Below are 18,245 nucleotides of genomic sequence, written 5' to 3'. Positions count from 1 at the left end.
TAAAAGTTGTTGGGTTCTTATCCGGCCAGCACGAAACGCAGGCCTATGGCTAACAGCAACGAGCCCATAATCGGCTGCATCACCTTTGGAGACAGTCGGGTTCCCAGATGGCTGCCAACAAATACGCCCGGCAGCGATCCGATTACCAGATAGAGCAGCAGTGTCAGATCGACATTGCCCATCTCGTAGTGACCTGCACCGGCGACGGCGGTCAATAATACCGCGTGCAGCAGGTCGGTACCCACGATAGCCGGCATCGACATACGTGGATACAGTAAAATCAACAGAGCGGTACCCAGTGCACCCGCACCGACGGATGACAGGGTCACCAGTCCACCTAATACAACGCCCATGGCGACCGTAATCACCGGACGCCAGCGGCGACCGTGATGGGCAAACGCCGTATCCTGCCACTCCAGCGCTTTCGCACGGATCCTATTGCGCAGGAATACGGCGATGGAGGTCAGGACCAGCGAGAACCCCAGCGTCAGGTTCATCAGATGTTCAATCTGTTCCAGGCCATCCAAGCCTTTCAGGTAGTGCAGGGTCAGTAGACTGCCTGGCAAGCTGCCGCTCAGCAACAGCAAAACGATGCGGTATTCTATCAGCTTCTTCTTAGCATAGGAGAAGGTGCCGCCGCATTTAGTGACTGCTGCGTATAAAAGGTCGGTACTGACCGCGGCCACTGGCGGAATACCAAATACAACGATCAGAATCGGTGTCATAAGAGCACCACCGCCGATGCCTGTAAGGCCGACGATGAAACCGACTACCAATCCTGCAAAGCTGTATGCAAATTCCATAGGTACACCTACCACAAATAATCTTGCGGCATAGTAGCCTGTGATTTATATAACTTAAAATAATAATTTGAACTTTTCTTATTGCTTTTTTGTTCGTATAAGGGAGTTCTTATATACTAGGGCCTGGTAGGCTTGCATATAACAATAAGTTTTTAGTGCATTTCTATTTATTCTTTTTGGTTTTAAAAATGTGCTGCGATAATGGCATGCTAATCGAGGCCTCTACGCTTGTACCTATATAAAGGTGGGTGTAAGTAGGGCCACCTAGATAACCAGATATTAATTATAGGGCGTGTATTAATGTCATCCTTGCCGGAACATCGTTTGACCCATCTTCGGCAGCTCGAAGCCGAGAGTATTCATATCATTCGTGAAGTAGCATCTGAGTTCGAAAACCCAGTGATGCTTTACTCCATTGGTAAGGACTCCTCCGTCATGTTGCATCTGGCGCGTAAAGCGTTCTTCCCGGGCAACCCTCCGTTCCCGCTGATGCACGTGGACACCACCTGGAAGTTCCGTGAAATGATCGAGTTCCGTGACAAAATGGCAGAAGAAGCCGGCATGGATCTGATTGTGCACATCAACCAGGAAGGTGTGGATATGGGTATCGGCCCGTTTAGCCACGGTTCCAAGAAGCACACCGACATCATGAAGACTCAGGGCCTGAAGCAGGCTCTGAACAAGTACAAGTTTGATGCGGCGTTTGGTGGTGCCCGTCGTGACGAAGAGAAATCCCGTGCCAAGGAGCGCGTGTTCTCTTTCCGTGACCAGAATCACCGTTGGGATCCGAAAAGCCAGCGTCCAGAGCTGTGGAATACATTCAACACCCGTATCGACAAGGGTGAGAGCATCCGTGTATTCCCGCTGTCCAACTGGACCGAACTGGATATCTGGCAGTACATCTACCTGGAAGAGATTCCGATTGTACCTCTGTACCTCTCTGAGAAACGTCCGGTTGTGGAACGCGATGGCATGCTGATCATGGTTGATGACGACCGTATGCCGCTGGAAGAGGGCGAAGTGCCTGAAATGAAGAACGTCCGTTTCCGTACGCTGGGCTGCTACCCGCTGACCGGTGCGGTTGAATCTGACGCAGCAACCCTGCCTGACATTATTCAGGAGATGCTGCTGACCACGACCTCTGAGCGCCAGGGCCGTGCCATCGACCATGATAGCGCCGGTTCCATGGAACAGAAGAAGATGGAAGGTTACTTCTAACCGCGTGTTAGAGACCTTTCCGGGCAGAATTCAACGGATTTCAGAAGAGATACAGTTATGAGTCACCAGAGCGATCTTATCGCATCCGATATTCAGGCGTACCTGAATCAGCATGAAAATAAAGAGCTGCTGCGCTTCCTGACCTGCGGCAGCGTCGATGACGGCAAGTCCACCCTGATCGGGCGACTGCTGCACGATTCCAAAATGATTTATGAAGACCAGTTGGCCGCTATCCAGAGTGAAAGCGCGCGCATCGGTAATGCCGGTGAAGAGCTGGATCTGGCGCTGCTGGTGGATGGCCTGCAGGCAGAGCGTGAGCAGGGTATCACCATCGATGTGGCGTACCGCTACTTCTCCACCGACAAGCGTAAGTTCATCATCGCCGACACCCCGGGGCACGAGCAGTACACCCGTAACATGGCGACCGGTGCATCCACCTGTGACCTGGCGATCATCCTGATTGACGCGCGTTACGGTGTACAGGTACAGACCAAGCGTCACAGCTTCATCGTGTCCCAGCTGGGTATCAAGCACACCATCGTCGCCATCAACAAGATGGACCTGGTGGAGTTTAGCGAAGAACGTTTTGAAGAGATCAAACGTGACTACCAGGAGTTCGCTAAGGATCTGGATCTGCCGGACGTACAGTTCGTGCCGATCTCTGCCCTGAAAGGCGACAACGTGGTAAGCCTGTCTGAACAGACCCCATGGTACACCGGCACTCCACTGATGGAGCAGCTGGAAACCGTAGAGATTGCCAGCGACCAGAACTTCGACGAACTGCGTTTCCCGGTTCAATACGTAAACCGTCCGAACCTGGACTTCCGTGGTTACTGCGGTACCCTGGCGTCCGGTATCGTACGTCCGGGCGATGAAGTGACTGTACTTCCATCCGGCAAGTCCAGCCGCGTAAAATCCATCGTGACTTTCGACGGTGAGCTGGATGAAGCATTCCCGCCGATGTCAGTGACCCTGACCCTGGAAGATGAGATCGACATCTCCCGCGGTGACGTACTGGTTCACTCCAGCAATGTGCCGGAAGTGACCAACCGTTTCGACGCAATGGTTGTGTGGATGTCCGAAGCCGAACTGATCCCGGGCCGTCAGTACGACGTGAAACTGGCAACCTCCACTGTAGCGGGTGGTATCACCAATATTCGTCACCGAGTGGATGTGAACACCCTGGAGAAGTCTGAAGTCAGCACTCTGGTGCTGAACGACATCGCCCGTTGTGAGATCACCCTGGAACGTCCGATCATCGCCGACGACTACAAGTCCCACCACGGTACCGGTTCCTTCATCATCGTTGATCGTCTGTCCAACGCGACTGTCGCGGCGGGCATGATCGTTGAAGGTGCGGCTCAGGCGAAGCTGGGTGAAGATCTGGACGTTGCAGAAAGCGCACAGGTAAGCGCGGCAGACAAAGCACGTCGCTTTGGTCAGCAAGCGGCAACTGTGGTCGTATCCGGTGGTACGGCGCAGCAGCGCGATATGGTGCTATACAGTGTGGAGAAAGCACTGTTTAATGCCGGTCGAGCAGTGGCGGTCCTGAATGATGCGACCCTGCCGGCGGAGCTGCAGTCCAACCTGCTGGCGACAGCCACCGTGCTGAACAACAACGGTCTGTTGGTCATTGCAGCAAGCGAAACGGCTCTGGCAGGTGAAGGCCTGCTGAATGTTTCATTGGATGGCAGCGAGGCTGACCTGCGCCTGAGTGCAGATCAGGCGGCAAACCGTCAAATTACTGCCGTGTTGGAGCTGCTTCAGCAGCACGCACTGGTATAATGTGCGCCCGCAACCGGTTATATGACCGGCCGCGGGTGAACAATTGATGGTGTAGCCATCATTTTCAAAGCGGCGTTAAGCCGCTTTGTTGTTCCCGTTGAGGTGCGTCAAGGGTCAAACCCTATCGATGGTGCAGGAATATCGATAAAATTAGCAACTTCTAATTTTGTCTCCGGCCCCGTGATATTTCCGTTACGGTGGCGAAGTGGATAGTGATTAAGCGATAGCAGATACGATATGACAGAGTACCTATTAATTCTGATCAGCACAGTACTGGTAAATAACTTCGTACTGGTGCAATTCCTCGGCCTCTGCCCATTCATGGGGGTTTCCAATAAGCTGGAAACCGCAATGGGTATGTCGTTGGCGACTACGTTCGTGCTGACGTTATCCTCTGTCTGCAGTTATCTGGTGTATGCCTACATACTGCAACCAATGGATCTGGCCTATCTGCAAACCATCTCCTTTATTCTGGTGATTGCGGTTGTGGTGCAGTTCACCGAAATGGTGGTGCATAAGACCAGCCCGTTGCTCTACAAGGTGCTGGGTATCTTCTTGCCGCTGATCACGACCAACTGTGCCGTGTTGGGTGTGGCACTGTTGAACATCAAAAAACAGAACGATTTTGTGGATTCCATCGTCTACGGCTTTGGTGGCGCGGTGGGCTTCTCCCTCGCGTTGATCCTGTTCTCTGCGATGCGTGAACGTATCGCCGTGGCGGATGTGCCTGCTGCCTTCAAGGGCTCGGCCATCGGTATGGTAACGGCGGGGCTGATGTCACTGGCCTTTATGGGTTTTACCGGCCTGGTCCAGTTCTGAGTGAGCGGAGAGTAAAATGAGCGCAGTACTGATAGCCATTATTGTTCTAGCTCTGCTGGCGGTCGCCTTCGGCCTGCTGCTGGGCTATGCCTCCGTTCGCTTTAAAGTAGAAGGCAACCCGATCGTCGACCAGATCGATGAACTGCTGCCACAGACCCAGTGTGGCCAGTGCGGTCATCCCGGCTGTCGCCCGTATGCGGAAGCGATCGCCAACGGCGAAGCGATCAACAAGTGTCCTCCGGGTGGCCAGTCCACAGTCGATGCCCTGGCCGACCTGCTGGATATTGAGGCGCCAACGCTGGATGCGGAAGATGCGGGGGATCCGGTAAAAGCGGTTGCTTACATTCGCGAAGACGAGTGTATTGGTTGCACCAAATGTATTCAGGCCTGCCCGGTGGATGCGATCCTCGGCGCGGCCAAGCAGATGCACACCGTGATTACCTCCGAGTGCACCGGCTGTGACCTTTGTGTAGAACCTTGTCCGGTTGATTGTATTGATATGGTTCCGATCGAAACAACGCTGAACACCTGGAAGTGGGATCTGCCCAAACCGGGTGTTGAACTGATTGCGACAGACCGCGGTCGTGGTGAAGCCTTCGAAAAAGGGGAGGCAGCCTGATGACCCGCGTACACGCTTTCCATGGTGGTGTTCACCCACCGGAAAACAAACGTCAGTCCAATGGTGCGCCGATCCGTCCGGCGCCGATCCCACCGCGCCTCGTATTGCCGCTGTCTCAACATATCGGAGCACCGGCCGAGCCGCTGGTGAAAGTCGGTGATCGGGTGCTGAAAGGTCAGGTGATCGCCGAGCCGATCGGCCGTGTCAGTGTGAGTTTGCATGCACCGACGTCCGGCACCGTGACGCTGATCGGGCCACAGCCTGTACCACACGCATCCGGTATGGAAGCCAACTGTATCGTGATCGAAACCGACGGTCAGGACGAATGGATTGAGCATGCGGGCCTGGAGGACTACAAGTCCTACACCAAGTCTGAACTGATCAACTACATCCGTAACTACGGTATCGCCGGTATGGGCGGTGCAGGTTTCCCGACCGACGTGAAGCTGCATCTGGGTGACGACCATATCGTGAACACCCTGATCATCAATGCGGCGGAGTGTGAGCCGTATATCACCGCGGATGACCTGCTGATCCGTGAGCGCTCCGACGAAATCCTGGGTGGTATCGAGGTGATTGCTCACCTGTTGAATCCGAGCCATATCCTGATTGGTATCGAGGACAACAAGCCACAGGCCATTCGTGCTCTGGAAGACGCGGTACGGGGCTGCCATCTGAACATTGATGTGGTGGTTGTGCCAACCAAATACCCGTCCGGTGGCGAGAAACAGTTGGTTAAACTGCTGACCGGCGTCGAAGTGCCAAGCGGCAAGATCCCGGCTGATGTAGGTATCGTTTGTCAGAACGTAGGTACCGCCAGCGCCATTTACCGTGCCGTACACCGTGGCGAGCCGCTGATCTCCCGTATCGTGACGATCACCGGTGACGCGGTTGATCAGCGCCACAACCTGGACGTGCTGATCGGCACCCAGTATTCCGAACTTCTGGAAGCCTCCGGTGTGCGCCGTGACGACCTGTATCGTCTGGTGATGGGGGGGCCGATGATGGGCTTCACCATGAAGAGCGACGCAGTACCGGTGGTGAAAACCACCAACTGCATCATCGCCGCAACCGAGGAAGAGATGCCTCCGGCGCCGCCAGCGCTGAACTGTATCCGTTGTGGTATGTGTGAGCAGGTGTGCCCGGCTGAACTGTTGCCACAGCAGCTGCACTGGTTCGCCAAAGGTAAAGAGTACGACAAGGCGAAACACCACAACCTGTTCGACTGCATCGAATGTGGTGCCTGCTCCTACGTCTGCCCAAGCAACATCCCGCTGGTGCAGTACTACCGCAACGCAAAGGCCGAAATCCGTCAGGAAGAGGCGGAGAAGCAGAAAGCGGAATACGCCCGTATGCGTTTCGAGGCGCGCCAGGCGCGTCTGGAACAGGAAAAGATCGAGAAAGAGCTGCGTCGCAAGGCCCGTGCCGAAGAGGCTGCCAAAGCGCAAGCGTCCAAGAAAGACAGCGCAGGCGCGGCGAAACCGGCTGCTGCCGGTGGCGATGTGAAAACGCTCAAAACTGCGGCTGCTGTGGCCCGCACCAAACTGAAGAAGGCCGAAAAGGCGTTCGAGCAGGCCAAAGAGAGCGGAGCGGACAATCTGGCGGAGCTGGAAGCTGCATTTAACACGGCCAAACAGAAAGCCGATGCTGCCCAGCAGAAACTGGAGCAGGCGGAAAAAGGCGGCACTGTGGCAGCCGCAGGTGCACCGGATATCAAGGCTCTGAAGACCGCTGCTGCCGTAGCTCGTACGAAGCTGAAGAAGGCTCAGAGTGCACTGAAGGCGGCGGAAGAGAAAGGCCAGGACGGTATCGAGCAATTGCGCGACACCGTTAAAGAGCTGGAAGCCAAAGCGGACGCTGCCCAGAAGGCGTTTGATGACGCTCAGGCCGCGCCAGCGCCAACAGCGCCGGTTGTGGATATCAAGCAGTTGAAGACCGCCGCAGCTGTGGCGCGTACCAAGCTGAAGCAGGCCGAGAAAGCCCTGGAAAAAGCGCAGGACAGCGGTGAAGGTGATATCGCAGAACTCGAAGCCAAGGTAAAAGAGTTGGAAGCCAAAGTCGACACAACCCGCAAGGCCTTTGAAGAGGCAGAGCAGGGTGGCAGCACCCCAGCGAAACCGGCGATCGATCTGGCTCCACTGAAAGAGGATATGGATAAGGCTCTGGCGAAGGTTGAGAAAGCCGATGCCGCAGCGAAAGCTGCAGAAGAGAAGGGCCTGCCAACTGCCGAGAAAATGCGTGCCGGTGTGGATAAGCTGCGCGGCAAGTACGAAGAAGCGAAAAAAGCCTACGAAGATGCCGAAGTACAGAATGCCGCTGCCGGTGGTAAGCCAGCGATTGACCTGGCACCGCTGAAAGAGGACATGGACAAAGCGCTGGCGAAGGTCGAAAAAGCCGATGCCGCAGCAAAAGCCGCAGAAGAGAAGGGCCTGCCAACGGCTGAGAAAATGCGTGCTGGTGTGGATAAGCTGCGCGGCAAGTACGAAGAAGCGAAAAAAGCCTACGAAGATGCCCAGGCTCAAAACAACGCAGCAACGCCAGCGGTATCTGCCGTCAATCTGGATGAATTGAAGGCGGATATGGATGCGGCTTTGGCTAAGGTCGAGAAGGCTGATGCCGCAGCGAAAAACGCCGAGGAGAAAGGTCTGCCGACGGCTGACAAGATGCGTGCCGGTGTGGATAAGCTGCGCGGCAAGTATGAAGAGGCGAAGAAGACCTACGAAGATGCCAAAGCGCAAGGTGGTGCTGCCGTAGCCGCAGTTGCGGCTAACCTCGATGAGCTGAAAGCGGATATGGAAGCTGCGCTGGGTAAGGTGCAGAAAGCCGATGTCGCCGCTAAAAATGCGGAAGAGAAAGGTTTGCCAACCGCTGAAAAGATGCGCGCAGGTGTCGAAAAACTGCGTGGTAAATATGAAGAGGCCAAGCAGGCCTATGTAGCGGCGGGCGGTACCGTAGATGCGGACGCCAAACCCGATACCGTAATCGTTGATTGAGTAAGGACTGAGTAACCGATGGCTTTAATTCGATCCAGTTCACCCCATCTGCACAAGATGAACCAGACCGGCCGTGTAATGCGTCTGGTGCTGCTTGCAACACTGCCTGGGTTGGCTGCGATGACCTTCTTCTTTGGCTGGGGCACGCTGATCAATATCATCTGGGCGTCCCTGCTGGCTGTGGGTTTCGAAGCGGCGATTATGAAGCTGCGCAACCGCCCGATCCGCTTCTATCTGAGCGACTACAGCGCGGTGGTGACTGCGGTGCTGCTGGCACTGGCATTGCCGCCATTTGCTGCCTGGTGGGTAACGTTGGTAGGTGTGTTTGTCGCCATCGTGATCGCCAAGCATCTGTACGGTGGTTTGGGGCAGAACCCGTTCAATCCTGCGATGGTGGCCTATGCGTTGCTGCTGGTCTCCTTCCCGGTGGAGATGACCCGCTGGACCGAACCGTTTGTATTGGTGAGCGCCGACAGCGGTTGGTCGGTGCTGAGCTTCGTTGACACCCTGAAGGTGATCTTCGGCGGCATCGATACCAGTGTGATTGATAGCTATACCGGTGCAACCCCGCTGGACGCGCTGCGTCATCGAGGTGGTCTGACCACCGAGGAGGCTTGGCGCCAGGTGCCGGTGCTTGCTGATGGTATCGGTGCATGGCACGCGGTAAGTGCGGCGTATGTGATGGGTGGCGTTTTCCTGCTGTATAAAAAGATCTTCACCTGGCACGCACCGGTCTCCGTACTGGGATCACTGGCCGTCCTGTCGACGTTGTTCTTTATTGTTGAGCCGGACTACTTTGCCGATCCGTTTTTCCACCTGACGGTGGGTGGCACCATGCTGGGCGCGTTCTTTATCGCGACCGACCCGGTCAGCTCGGCGACCAGTAACAAAGGCAAGATCTGGTTTGGTCTCGGTATCGGTACGTTGATCTTTGTGATCCGTACCTGGGGTGGTTACCCAGATGCGGTGGCGTTTGCTGTGCTGCTGATGAACCTGAGTGCACCGTTTATTGACCAGTACACCCAGCCACGGACTTATGGGCACGCCAAGGCGAAACGCGGCTTAAAAGGAGATGCATGATGGAAATGTTTAGTGCAATCCGCAGCAGTACGCTGGGCATTACCCTCTTTGCGGTGGTGACCGCCGCCTTGATCGCGGTGACACAGGTGTCGACCAAAGAACGTATCGCCAAGAACGAACGCGATGCGCAGGCCAGGGCTCTGTACGAGATCGTGCCGAAAAGCACCATTGACAATGATATGTTGGAAGACACGGTCTCCTTCGTAGCGCCTGAATTGCTCGGACATGATCAGCCTGCTGATGCCTATCTTGCCCGTAAAGATGGCAAGGTGGTTGCGGTGATCCTGCCGGTGGTGGCTCCGGACGGTTACAGCGGTAACATCAACATGATCGTGGGTGTAAAACGCGATGGTAGCGTGGCCGGTGTTCGTGTGCTTGCTCACAAAGAGACCCCGGGGCTGGGTGACAAGGTCGACCTGAAAAAGTCGGGCTGGATTCTGGGCCTGAATAACCAGCGGAACGACAACGATCAGCGTGATTCCTTTGCCGTGCTGAAGGACGGTGGTCGTTTTGACCAGTTTACCGGCGCAACCATCACACCACGCGCAGTGGTGGGGGCGACCAGTCGTGCGCTGGATTACTTCCGAACGAATAAAGCGGCTCTGCTGGAGCCAGCGATTACGGGAGCAGAGTGATGTCCGTAGATGTAAAAAAAATTACCCTCGACGGTCTCTGGACCAACAACCCGGCACTGGTTCAGCTACTTGGTTTGTGTCCTCTGCTGGCGGTAACCGGCTCTGTCGTAAACGCGATCGGCCTCGGCCTGGCAAGTACCATCGTACTATTGGGTTCGAACCTGACGATCTCTGCGTTTCGTAAGTTTGTGCCGGGCTCTGTGCGTTTGCCGATCTTCGTGATGATTATTGCCTCCTTTGTAACTGCAATTGAGTTGCTGATGCAGGCGTTTACCTACGAGCTGTACCAGATTCTGGGCATCTTTATCCCGCTGATCGTAACCAACTGCGCGATCATGGGCCGCGCCGATGCGTTTGCCAGCAAGAACCCTGTATCGGCGTCACTGCTGGATGGCCTGATGATGGGCTTGGGTTTCAGTGCGGTCTTGATCGTGCTGGGTGCCATGCGTGAAGCGCTGGGCAGTGGAACCCTGTTTGCAGATATGCAGCTGTTGTTTGGTGCTGGTGCGCAAAGCTGGAAGATCGTACTGGTAGATGATTACAGCGGGTTCCTGTTTGCGGTGTTGCCGCCCGGAGCCTTTGTTGGAATGGGACTGCTGATTGCGCTCAAGAATATCATCGACGGCAAGCTGGAGGAGCGGCGTAAACGCCTCACTCCTGCAGAGCCAAAAGACATCCAGCGCGCACGCGTAACTGGTTGATTCCTATCGTGGAGGTGTTCCCGCACCTCCACACTTTTCTGCTCATTGTGTTCTCCCTGAAGATTCGATAGGCTGAGTGCTTTCTCAACTCGCGGCATCAACGGAGCTGTTGTGTGAGTAGTACGATTCCAGTTGTTATTTGCGATGACTCCAACCTTGCGCGCAAGCAGATGGCTCGAGCGCTGAGCAATTGGAACGTCGACATCACCTATGCAGAACATGGATTGACTGCATTGGAAGCGGTACGCACTGGCCTTGGGGACGTGCTGTTCCTCGACCTCAATATGCCGATCATGGACGGCTATCAGGTGCTGGAGCGTATCCGCTCCGAAGATCTGCCTACCATGGTGATCGTTGTCTCCGGTGATATTCAGCCCGAAGCCCACGACCAGGTGATGGCGCTGGGTGCCCTCGATTTCATCAAGAAGCCTTTTACTGCTGATCAGGTAGCAGATGTGCTGCGCCGCTACGGCTTGCTCAGTGAGCTGCAGGATGAAAGTGAGGCGATGTCCACCGAAGAGATGGTTGTAAAGCTACCGGACTACTACCAGGAGATCGCCAACGTGGCGATGGGGCGTGCCGGTGATCGACTGGCACGTTTCCTCGGTGCGTTTGTGCACCATCCTGTACCGGTGGTAAAAACCATCACCCGGGAGGAATTTGAAGAGACGCTTAACATCTCGGCCGACTGGGAAAAGCGGATTATCTCCCAGGGGTTTGTTGGCGCAGGCATTGCGGGGGAGGCGATGATTGCGCTGCCACCGGAAAGCTTCGAATCGGTCGCCCGCATTCTGCAACTTGAGTATGAGCAAAGCACTGCCTTCGAGAACGAGTTGCTGATGGATCTGGGCAATATTCTGATCGGCGCGTTTCTGCAGACCTTCGCCCGCCAGCTGGATATCGAGTTTAGTTGCGGTATACCGGTCATGTTGCCGGCGATGAAACAATTACCTTCTACAGCGGAAAGCTGGCAGGAAACTCTCTCTATCAGCATTGATTATGGCCTGAATGAAGACCGTGACAGTTGTGAGCTGATGCTGATTTTCAGCGAGGAGTCTCTTGAGCCGCTGCGCAAACTGAGTACGTTCTTCTGATGAATGATCGCACGGAAAGCCTGAATATCGACGAGCTGCACTGGCATCTGGGCTTGCTACACAATTTGGATGTGGGGCTGGTGGTGCTGGATAAGAGTTATCAGATTCACCTCTGGAACAGCTTTATGGTCAACCACTCTGAGATTGGCCCGGCGCGTATCCGTGAGAAAAACCTGTTCGATGAGTTTCCCGAACTGCCGGTTGAGTGGCTGCGTCGTAAGATCGACAGTGTTTTCCAGCTCAAATGTCCCGCCTACATTACCTGGGAACAACGCCCTTACCTGTTCGATTTCAAAAGCCAGCGCCCGATCACCGGCGTGGCTTCACGTATGTACCAGAACGTTACCCTGATTCCGCTAACCTCACCGTCCGGTGAAGTGGAACTGGTCAGCCTGATGATCTATGACGTGACCGACGAGGCGGTCAGCCGCATCGCGCTGGAAGAGGCCAACAAGCAATTGCAAACCCTCAGCCGGGAGGATCGACTCACCGGGCTGTTCAACCGTGGTTACTGGCAAGAGTGTCTGGAGCAGGAGTTCAACCGCTTCCAACGGGGACGTGAACCGAGCACCCTGATCATGCTGGATATCGACCACTTTAAGTCGGTTAACGATACCTACGGCCATCCGGCTGGCGATGAGGTGATCCGCCAGGTTGCTTCGTTGCTGACCCAACACGCCCGCAAAACCGACGTGGTGGGCCGTTACGGCGGTGAGGAGTTTGGAATCATCCTGCCCCACACCAACGCCAGCCAGGCTGAAGTATTCGCTGAACGTGTGCGTATGGCGGCCGAGATGTTGGAAGTGGTGTTTGAAGGGCAGCGTATTCAGGCCACCATCAGTCTCGGAATTTGTGAGATGCAGGGTGATGTCCAGGATGAGGAGCAGTGGATTGGTCAGGCGGACGAAGCGCTCTACCATTCCAAGCAAAACGGACGTAACCAGTTTACCGTGTATGAGGCCAAGTGACGGAAGCCAGTCACTGCTTTATGATGCCAGCTGGCGCGTGAGCGCTACCACAAGAATACAGACCACCAATCGCCGTTTACCCGACACCAATGAACAAACAGAAGCGTCATGAGATCTTTGCGCGCCTGCGCGACGATAATCCCAATCCAACCACCGAACTTGAATACAGCAATCCGTTTGAACTGCTGATTGCGGTGATCCTCTCAGCCCAGGCCACCGATGTGGGGGTTAACAAGGCGACCCGTAAGCTCTATCCGGTCGCCAATACGCCGGAGGCGATCTACGCCTTGGGTGTGGAGGGTCTGAAGGAGTATATCAAGACGATCGGGCTGTTTAACGCCAAGGCGGAAAACGTCATCAAGACCTGCCGTATCCTGATCGATCAGCATAACTCTCAGGTGCCGGAAAGCCGCAAGGATCTGGAAGCGTTGCCGGGGGTGGGGCGCAAGACCGCCAACGTGGTGCTGAATACGGCGTTTGGTCATCCAACCATGGCGGTCGATACCCATATCTTCCGTGTTTCTAACCGTACCAAGATCGCGCCGGGCAAAAATGTGAATGAGGTGGAGCAGAAACTGCTGCGCTTTGTGCCGAAGGAGTTTCTGCAGGATGCGCATCACTGGCTGATTCTGCTGGGTCGCTATGTGTGTACTGCGCGTAAGCCAAAGTGCGGCTCCTGCCTGATCGAAGATCTGTGCGAGTACAAAGATAAGACGGAGATCGGTGAATAGGGCGGGTTAACGCCCCATGAAGAGTGGCGTGTAAGCGTCTAGATGCCGCTCTTCAAAGTAGGCGTGGTTTAATTTGTTGGCCAGAAACTGTGCTTCAAGCCGGCTCACATCAATCTGGACAAGCGCCATCACCTTGTCAGGGTTCCCCTCTTTATTAAAGGTGATGCGCTGGATACGCGAATCCCCCTGTAGCAAATCGCTGATATGCTCTTCGGTAACATGCGGGGGCAGGTTGCTAATTGTGATAACCATGCGCTGTCGTACCAATGATGCCTTAGGTCTACATTAAAACTGTGGCTCACCCCTGTGTTTTGTCAACTGTTGCTGGCCGTGTCAGACAAAAAACAGCGGCGCGTAGGCTTCCAAGCGACGCGTCTTGTGGAAGTGGTGGTTCAGCCGGAAAACGTTGCGGTTTAATTCAACCCGGCTCATTTGATTGAAGCGAACCCACGCGATGATCCGGTCGGGATTGCCTTCGGAGCTGAAGCTGATGTTCTCGATTCGGTTATCGCCCGCAAACAGCTCGCACACCTCATGCAGAGAGGTGTCGTTCGGCAGGTTGTTGATGGCAATGATCATCGGTATTTCGTCCTTAAAATATCAGGCCTATTAAAGCCTGATTTGATGACACTTTGCGTGCGGAATGCGGGTGATTGGCAACCTTTTAGCTACGGTAGATGGTTTCGATCAGATGCCAGCCAAAGCGGGTCTTCACGGGTCCGTGTACGGTCAGCAGCGGTTTCTTAAATACCACGTCATCAAAGGCTTTCACCATCTCACCCCGACGAAACTCACCCAGATCCCCGAAGCGGCGTTTGGATGGGCAGGTGGAGTGCTGTTTTGCCAGTTTGCCAAAGTCGGCACCACCGGCGATCTTCTTTTTCAGCGCTTCCGCCTCTTCACGGGTTTTAACCAGAATGTGACGTGCGCAGGCTTTTGTGGCCATATTCGGGATTCTCCGGTTCAGGTGATCAGATGCGACGGACTTTGAATTTACGTCCCTTGATCTTGCCTTTGGTCAGTTGTTCCAGTGCTTTGCGGGCGACAGGTCGCTCGACGGCAACGTAGGCTGAGAAATCAAAAACGTCGATCTTGCCTACCTGCTGTCCGGAAATGCCTCCATCGCCGGTGAGGGCGCCAAGAATATCACCCGGACGCACCTTCTGTTTGCGACCGCCAGCAATGCAGAGCGTTACCATCAACGGCTTCGCCGGCAGCAGTGGCGGTGAATTCGGAACGGTTGGCGGATTTTTGTAGATGACGCTCTGATCGGTGTATTCCTCAATCGCATTCACCTTGTACTGCTCCCGCTCTGAACAGAGACTGAGAGCGAGACCGGATTTACCCGCTCGCCCGGTACGACCGATGCGGTGCACGTACACTTCCGGATCGCGCGGCAGGTCAAAGTTAACCACCAGATCCAGGTCTTCAACGTCGATGCCACGGGCAGCAACATCGGTTGCCACCAGAATCGAGCAACTGCGGTTGGCAAAGGTGACCAACACCTGGTCACGGTCGCGCTGTTCCATATCGCCTTGTAGGGCAGAGGCGGAGAAGCCCGCATTTCGGAGCGCTTGGCGCAGATCGCTGCACTGCTGCTTGGTATTGCAGAAGATCACGCAGGAGATCGGATCATGCTTGTGCAGCAGTTGAATCAGTGTGGGGATACGCGCGTCTTTTTCCAGGCGGAAAAATTGCTGCTGGATACGGTTCTCCTGCGGTTGCGCCTCAACCGTCACTTCAACCGGCTTGTATTGGAAGTCTTCACTCAGTTCGCGGATGGAGTCCGGGTAAGTGGCGGAGAATAGCAGCGTCTGCCGATCATCAGGTGTTTGTGCCGCGATGTCGCGAATATCCTGATTAAAGCCCATCTCCAGCATACGATCGGCTTCGTCCAGCACCAGCGTATGCAGCATTTCCAGGTTAAGGGTGTGTTTGCGCAGGTGATCCTTGATACGTCCCGGTGTGCCCACGACAACGTGCGCGCCGTGTTGCAGCGAGCCGATCTGTGGGCCTATGGGCTGTCCGCCACACAGCGTCAATACTTTTACGTTAGGTTGGTAGCGCGCCAGGCGGCGCAACTCTTTCGCCACCTGGGTGGCCAGTTCGCGGGTCGGACAGAGCACCAGCACCTGAACACGGTAGTTGCGTGGCTCTAGCTTGGTCAGTGCGCCAATGCCAAATGCAGCAGTTTTACCGCTGCCGGTTTTTGCCTTGGCGATGACATCTTCGCCGGCAAGGATCTGCGGCAAGCTGGCTGCTTGAATGGGTGTCATGCCGGTGTAACCGATCTGCTGAAGGTTATCGAGCAGGGTTTCTGGCAGGTTCAGGCTGGAAAATGGGGTCTTGGTCACAGTCGACTCGCGGGTTAAATCAAACTGGGTATTTTACGCGCTTGCAGCAGACGCATAAAGCGCTTTACACACCTTCCTCAAACGTGGACGACGCAGTTTGGTGCCGTTGTTGAGGGTTCATTTGGGGCTTATGGTTTGATCAGGTTAGGGATCCGCGTGGTGGATTGTCTCAACTATAGTGTCTGATGTTGTCCAGTTTTGGGATTATCTGGGGGCGCCAGGCTTTCAGGCGTTTGTTATGTTTAACGTGCGTTCATGGAAAAAGCCCATATAATTCAAAACCATGAATGACTGGTATGTATATATGCTGCGGTGTGCTGATAATACGTTGTACACCGGCGTAACCACCGACCCCGAGCGACGTTTGCGTGAGCACAATGGTGAGGTGAAAGGGGGGGCGAGGTATACCCGTACGCGCCAACCCGTGACGATGGTATGGCAGGAAGTCCACGCTAACCGTTCAGACGCTTGCAAGCGCGAAGCGCAAATTAAGCGCATCTCCAAATCAGCAAAAGAAAAGCTGATCATAGAAAATAGTTGATATTTCAACGAGACAAACTCGGAAATTATCCTTATATTTTGTGTGTCTTATTCGCGATATATTTTTGTTGCGTTTATGTTTCAGTTATAAGTAGAACTGCCGATAGAACGTTTTTGTTATGAGCTAAGCGTAGCTTGTGAATAGGTATTTGAGTCAATCAGTCGAGTTGTCGCATTAGGCGGAAATCAGTGTGTCTAGCATTAAAAGTGATGGTGAAGTCCGGCTGAAGGAAAGCCCTGTCATTGATGCCGTGAGCGAGGGGGAAAGCAACCCTTTGCCAAACGATCAAGTAGTGATGAAGGAGCTGGCGTTTAACCGGTCATTGCTTGAACAGTACAAGCATGCGGTGGATATCAGCTCTATCGTTTCAAAAACCGATCCATGCGGTGTGATTACCTATGTGAACGATCAGTTCTGCAGGGTGTCAGGTCACAGCCGCGAAGAGCTGGTGGGGGCCACCCATCGCCTGATTCGTCACCCCGACAACGATCCACTGCTTTTCCGCGATATGTGGCAAACAATCCGCAGCCGCAAAACCTGGCAGGGGATTATCAAGAATCGGCGTAAAGACGGCAGTGCTTATTATGTTGACTCGCTGATTTTGCCGGTGCTTGACCCTGACGGAAAAATTGCTGAGTTCATGTCGATAAGAACCGATGTGACCGACTTGATTGAACAACAATCAGTTATCCAGCGCCAGTTTACTGATCCTCTAACTGGTTTGCCCAATCGCCAGAAGTTAATTTCCGATCACGCTGAGATGGACGAAGTCACTTGTCTGTTGGTCGATGTTTGCGATTTCAGTGAAATCAATGAATATCACGGCTATCAGGTGGGGGACCGTCTGCTTAAGGCGCTTGCCCTGATTATGAATCGCCTGATCCATTCAGACAGCGTACTGTACCATCTGGGAGGGGATCAGTTTGCCATACTGACCCGTCAGAGTCTGAACACTGAACAGCTAGCTCATATGTGCAAAGACCTGGCCCGTCGCATCGCGCAGTATCCGGTGGGTGTGGAAGAATTCCAGTTTCCCGTTAGTGTGGTGATTGGTGCGGCAAGTGGCGTTAATGCCTTTATCGAAGCGGATATTGCGCTGCACAGTGCGCAGGAGAAAGAGCGCACTTACGAGATATTCAGCCCGGATTCTCGCCTGACCAAACGTATTGAGGATAACATCAGTTGGGTGGGGCGTATTCGCGATGCGATACGGCACGATCGTATCGAAGTTTACGTCCAACCGATCATTGATGCACTGACGGGTCACGTAGCAAAGTATGAGTGCCTGATGCGCCTGCGTGACGATGAAGGCAATCTGCATTCGCCTTATGTCTTTCTTGAGGCGGCAAAGCGGGCACGTCTATACGATAACCTGATGCAGATAGTGATCTATAAAGCGTTTCGCCATTTCAGTGACCGAGACGATAATTTCAGCATTAACCTGAGTGCCCGCGATATCTACAACAGCGAAACTGTAGCTATGCTGCTGGATAAGGCCCTGGAGTATGGTGTTGCTGAGCGTCTGATCATTGAAATTGTAGAATCTGAAGGAATTGAGAACTATGAAAAGGTTCTCGGTTTCATCAGTTGGGCAAAAAAAATAGGCTGTCGTATTGCGGTGGATGACTTCGGATCCGGTTACTCCAACTTTGAGTATCTGCTGAAGCTGGATATCGATTACATCAAGGTTGATGGTTCTCTGATCAAGCACCTGGATAGCGATACCAATACCCAGATGTTGTCGGACATGATTGTCTCGTTCGGACGTAAGATGGGGGCGGAAACGGTCGCCGAGTTTGTCCACAGCGAAGAGGTAAAACAAGCCGCGATTGTATTGGGCTTTGACTACCTACAGGGCTACCACACCGGTAAACCAGTGTCGCTGGACGAGATCTGATCCCGCC

The 18,245-nt window shown here is 54.3% G+C and carries 18 protein-coding genes; 13 read left to right on the top strand and 5 right to left on the bottom strand.

The features are described from left to right. Nucleotides 1-17: 17 nt before the first annotated feature. Entirely contained in the window at nt 18-803 is a 786-nt protein-coding gene (locus QKW35_RS04105) for a sulfite exporter TauE/SafE family protein (RefSeq protein ID WP_282350948.1), read from the bottom strand. 300 nt (nt 804-1,103) lie between these two features. On the opposite strand from QKW35_RS04105, the gene cysD reads away from it, so the two are divergent. The 11 genes from cysD to nth all read left to right on the top strand — a co-directional run bounded on the left by cysD (nt 1,104) and on the right by nth (nt 13,446). Further along, nucleotides 1,104-2,021 carry a sulfate adenylyltransferase subunit CysD gene (cysD, locus tag QKW35_RS04100; RefSeq protein ID WP_425607985.1) on the top strand — a complete coding sequence of 306 codons (918 nt, stop codon included), beginning with the start codon at nt 1,104-1,106 and terminating at the stop codon, nt 2,019-2,021. A gap of 57 nt (nt 2,022-2,078) precedes the next feature. Then, nucleotides 2,079-3,806, top strand: a complete 1,728-nt coding sequence (gene cysN / locus QKW35_RS04095; RefSeq protein WP_282350946.1) for a sulfate adenylyltransferase subunit CysN — start codon at nt 2,079-2,081, stop codon at nt 3,804-3,806. Nucleotides 3,807-4,043: 237 nt separating this feature from the next. Next, the gene (gene rsxA, locus QKW35_RS04090; protein ID WP_282350945.1) at nt 4,044-4,625 is read left to right on the top strand and encodes an electron transport complex subunit RsxA; all 582 of its coding nucleotides are present in this window, start codon (nt 4,044-4,046) and stop codon (nt 4,623-4,625) included. 16 nt (nt 4,626-4,641) lie between these two features. After that, nucleotides 4,642-5,244, top strand: coding sequence for an electron transport complex subunit RsxB (rsxB, locus tag QKW35_RS04085; RefSeq protein WP_282350944.1), 603 nt, complete (start codon nt 4,642-4,644; stop codon nt 5,242-5,244). Further along, a complete protein-coding gene (gene rsxC, locus QKW35_RS04080; RefSeq protein ID WP_282350943.1) occupies nt 5,244-8,237 on the top strand; it encodes an electron transport complex subunit RsxC in 2,994 nt (997 codons plus the stop codon). The genes rsxB and rsxC overlap by 1 nt, the downstream gene beginning before the upstream one ends. 18 nt (nt 8,238-8,255) lie before the next feature. After that, nucleotides 8,256-9,317: an electron transport complex subunit RsxD gene (rsxD, locus tag QKW35_RS04075; RefSeq protein ID WP_282350941.1), complete on the top strand. Its 1,062-nt coding sequence runs from the start codon at nt 8,256-8,258 to the stop codon at nt 9,315-9,317. Beyond that, nucleotides 9,317-9,952: an electron transport complex subunit RsxG gene (rsxG, locus tag QKW35_RS04070; RefSeq protein ID WP_282350939.1), complete on the top strand. Its 636-nt coding sequence runs from the start codon at nt 9,317-9,319 to the stop codon at nt 9,950-9,952. Before rsxD ends, rsxG begins: the two co-directional genes overlap by 1 nt. After that, nucleotides 9,952-10,653 (top strand): electron transport complex subunit E, encoded by a 702-nt coding sequence (locus QKW35_RS04065; protein WP_282350937.1) that lies wholly within the window; start codon nt 9,952-9,954, stop codon nt 10,651-10,653. The genes rsxG and QKW35_RS04065 overlap by 1 nt, the downstream gene beginning before the upstream one ends. Nucleotides 10,654-10,766: 113 nt before the next feature. Beyond that, nucleotides 10,767-11,747, top strand: a complete 981-nt coding sequence (locus tag QKW35_RS04060; protein WP_282350936.1) for a response regulator — start codon at nt 10,767-10,769, stop codon at nt 11,745-11,747. Continuing rightward, nucleotides 11,747-12,715 carry a GGDEF domain-containing protein gene (locus QKW35_RS04055; RefSeq protein WP_282350935.1) on the top strand — a complete coding sequence of 323 codons (969 nt, stop codon included), beginning with the start codon at nt 11,747-11,749 and terminating at the stop codon, nt 12,713-12,715. The genes QKW35_RS04060 and QKW35_RS04055 overlap by 1 nt, the downstream gene beginning before the upstream one ends. A gap of 89 nt (nt 12,716-12,804) precedes the next feature. Continuing rightward, nucleotides 12,805-13,446, top strand: coding sequence for an endonuclease III (gene nth / locus QKW35_RS04050; protein WP_282350934.1), 642 nt, complete (start codon nt 12,805-12,807; stop codon nt 13,444-13,446). Between the two features lie 6 nt (nt 13,447-13,452). Here nth and QKW35_RS04045 read toward each other — a convergent pair whose 3' ends face one another. The 4 genes from QKW35_RS04045 to dbpA all read right to left on the bottom strand — a co-directional run bounded on the left by QKW35_RS04045 (nt 13,453) and on the right by dbpA (nt 15,800). Next, the gene (locus tag QKW35_RS04045) at nt 13,453-13,698 is read right to left on the bottom strand and encodes an RNA-binding protein (protein ID WP_282350932.1); all 246 of its coding nucleotides are present in this window, start codon (nt 13,696-13,698) and stop codon (nt 13,453-13,455) included. A gap of 81 nt (nt 13,699-13,779) precedes the next feature. Beyond that, complete coding sequence (locus QKW35_RS04040) at nt 13,780-14,025, bottom strand: hypothetical protein (RefSeq protein ID WP_282350930.1); 246 nt, start codon at nt 14,023-14,025, stop codon at nt 13,780-13,782. Nucleotides 14,026-14,110: 85 nt separating this feature from the next. Then, nucleotides 14,111-14,392 (bottom strand): peptidylprolyl isomerase, encoded by a 282-nt coding sequence (locus tag QKW35_RS04035; protein WP_282350928.1) that lies wholly within the window; start codon nt 14,390-14,392, stop codon nt 14,111-14,113. Nucleotides 14,393-14,417: 25 nt separating this feature from the next. Next, nucleotides 14,418-15,800, bottom strand: coding sequence for an ATP-dependent RNA helicase DbpA (gene dbpA, locus QKW35_RS04030; protein ID WP_282350927.1), 1,383 nt, complete (start codon nt 15,798-15,800; stop codon nt 14,418-14,420). Nucleotides 15,801-16,083: 283 nt separating this feature from the next. Here dbpA and QKW35_RS04025 point away from each other — a divergent pair, with 283 nt between their 5' ends. Together QKW35_RS04025 and QKW35_RS04020 are read left to right on the top strand one after the other, a co-directional pair. Continuing rightward, nucleotides 16,084-16,341 carry a GIY-YIG nuclease family protein gene (locus tag QKW35_RS04025; RefSeq protein WP_345774477.1) on the top strand — a complete coding sequence of 86 codons (258 nt, stop codon included), beginning with the start codon at nt 16,084-16,086 and terminating at the stop codon, nt 16,339-16,341. Between the two features lie 190 nt (nt 16,342-16,531). Further along, complete coding sequence (locus tag QKW35_RS04020) at nt 16,532-18,238, top strand: EAL domain-containing protein (protein ID WP_282350925.1); 1,707 nt, start codon at nt 16,532-16,534, stop codon at nt 18,236-18,238. Nucleotides 18,239-18,245 lie beyond the last annotated feature (7 nt).

Origin of the sequence: Pontibacterium granulatum (genome assembly GCF_029961155.1) — a bacterium.
GTDB classification, from domain to species: domain Bacteria; phylum Pseudomonadota; class Gammaproteobacteria; order Pseudomonadales; family Balneatricaceae; genus Pontibacterium; species Pontibacterium granulatum.
The sequence above is the reverse complement of the archived record's forward strand: the minus strand, read 5'-3'. Positions and strand labels throughout refer to the sequence as shown.

Bases quoted from the DNA above. Each gene is read 5' to 3' on its own strand.
- QKW35_RS04105 (WP_282350948.1), bottom strand. From the start codon at position 803: ATGGAATTTGCATACAGCTTTGCAGGATTGGTAGTCGGTTTCATCGTC.
- cysD (WP_425607985.1), top strand. From the start codon at position 1,104: ATGTCATCCTTGCCGGAACATCGTTTGACCCATCTTCGGCAGCTCGAA.
- cysN (WP_282350946.1), top strand. From the start codon at position 2,079: ATGAGTCACCAGAGCGATCTTATCGCATCCGATATTCAGGCGTACCTG.
- rsxA (WP_282350945.1), top strand. From the start codon at position 4,044: ATGACAGAGTACCTATTAATTCTGATCAGCACAGTACTGGTAAATAAC.
- rsxB (WP_282350944.1), top strand. From the start codon at position 4,642: ATGAGCGCAGTACTGATAGCCATTATTGTTCTAGCTCTGCTGGCGGTC.
- rsxC (WP_282350943.1), top strand. From the start codon at position 5,244: ATGACCCGCGTACACGCTTTCCATGGTGGTGTTCACCCACCGGAAAAC.
- rsxD (WP_282350941.1), top strand. From the start codon at position 8,256: ATGGCTTTAATTCGATCCAGTTCACCCCATCTGCACAAGATGAACCAG.
- rsxG (WP_282350939.1), top strand. From the start codon at position 9,317: ATGGAAATGTTTAGTGCAATCCGCAGCAGTACGCTGGGCATTACCCTC.
- QKW35_RS04065 (WP_282350937.1), top strand. From the start codon at position 9,952: ATGTCCGTAGATGTAAAAAAAATTACCCTCGACGGTCTCTGGACCAAC.
- QKW35_RS04055 (WP_282350935.1), top strand. From the start codon at position 11,747: ATGAATGATCGCACGGAAAGCCTGAATATCGACGAGCTGCACTGGCAT.
- nth (WP_282350934.1), top strand. From the start codon at position 12,805: ATGAACAAACAGAAGCGTCATGAGATCTTTGCGCGCCTGCGCGACGAT.
- QKW35_RS04045 (WP_282350932.1), bottom strand. From the start codon at position 13,698: ATGGTTATCACAATTAGCAACCTGCCCCCGCATGTTACCGAAGAGCAT.
- QKW35_RS04040 (WP_282350930.1), bottom strand. From the start codon at position 14,025: ATGATCATTGCCATCAACAACCTGCCGAACGACACCTCTCTGCATGAG.
- QKW35_RS04035 (WP_282350928.1), bottom strand. From the start codon at position 14,392: ATGGCCACAAAAGCCTGCGCACGTCACATTCTGGTTAAAACCCGTGAA.
- QKW35_RS04025 (WP_345774477.1), top strand. From the start codon at position 16,084: ATGAATGACTGGTATGTATATATGCTGCGGTGTGCTGATAATACGTTG.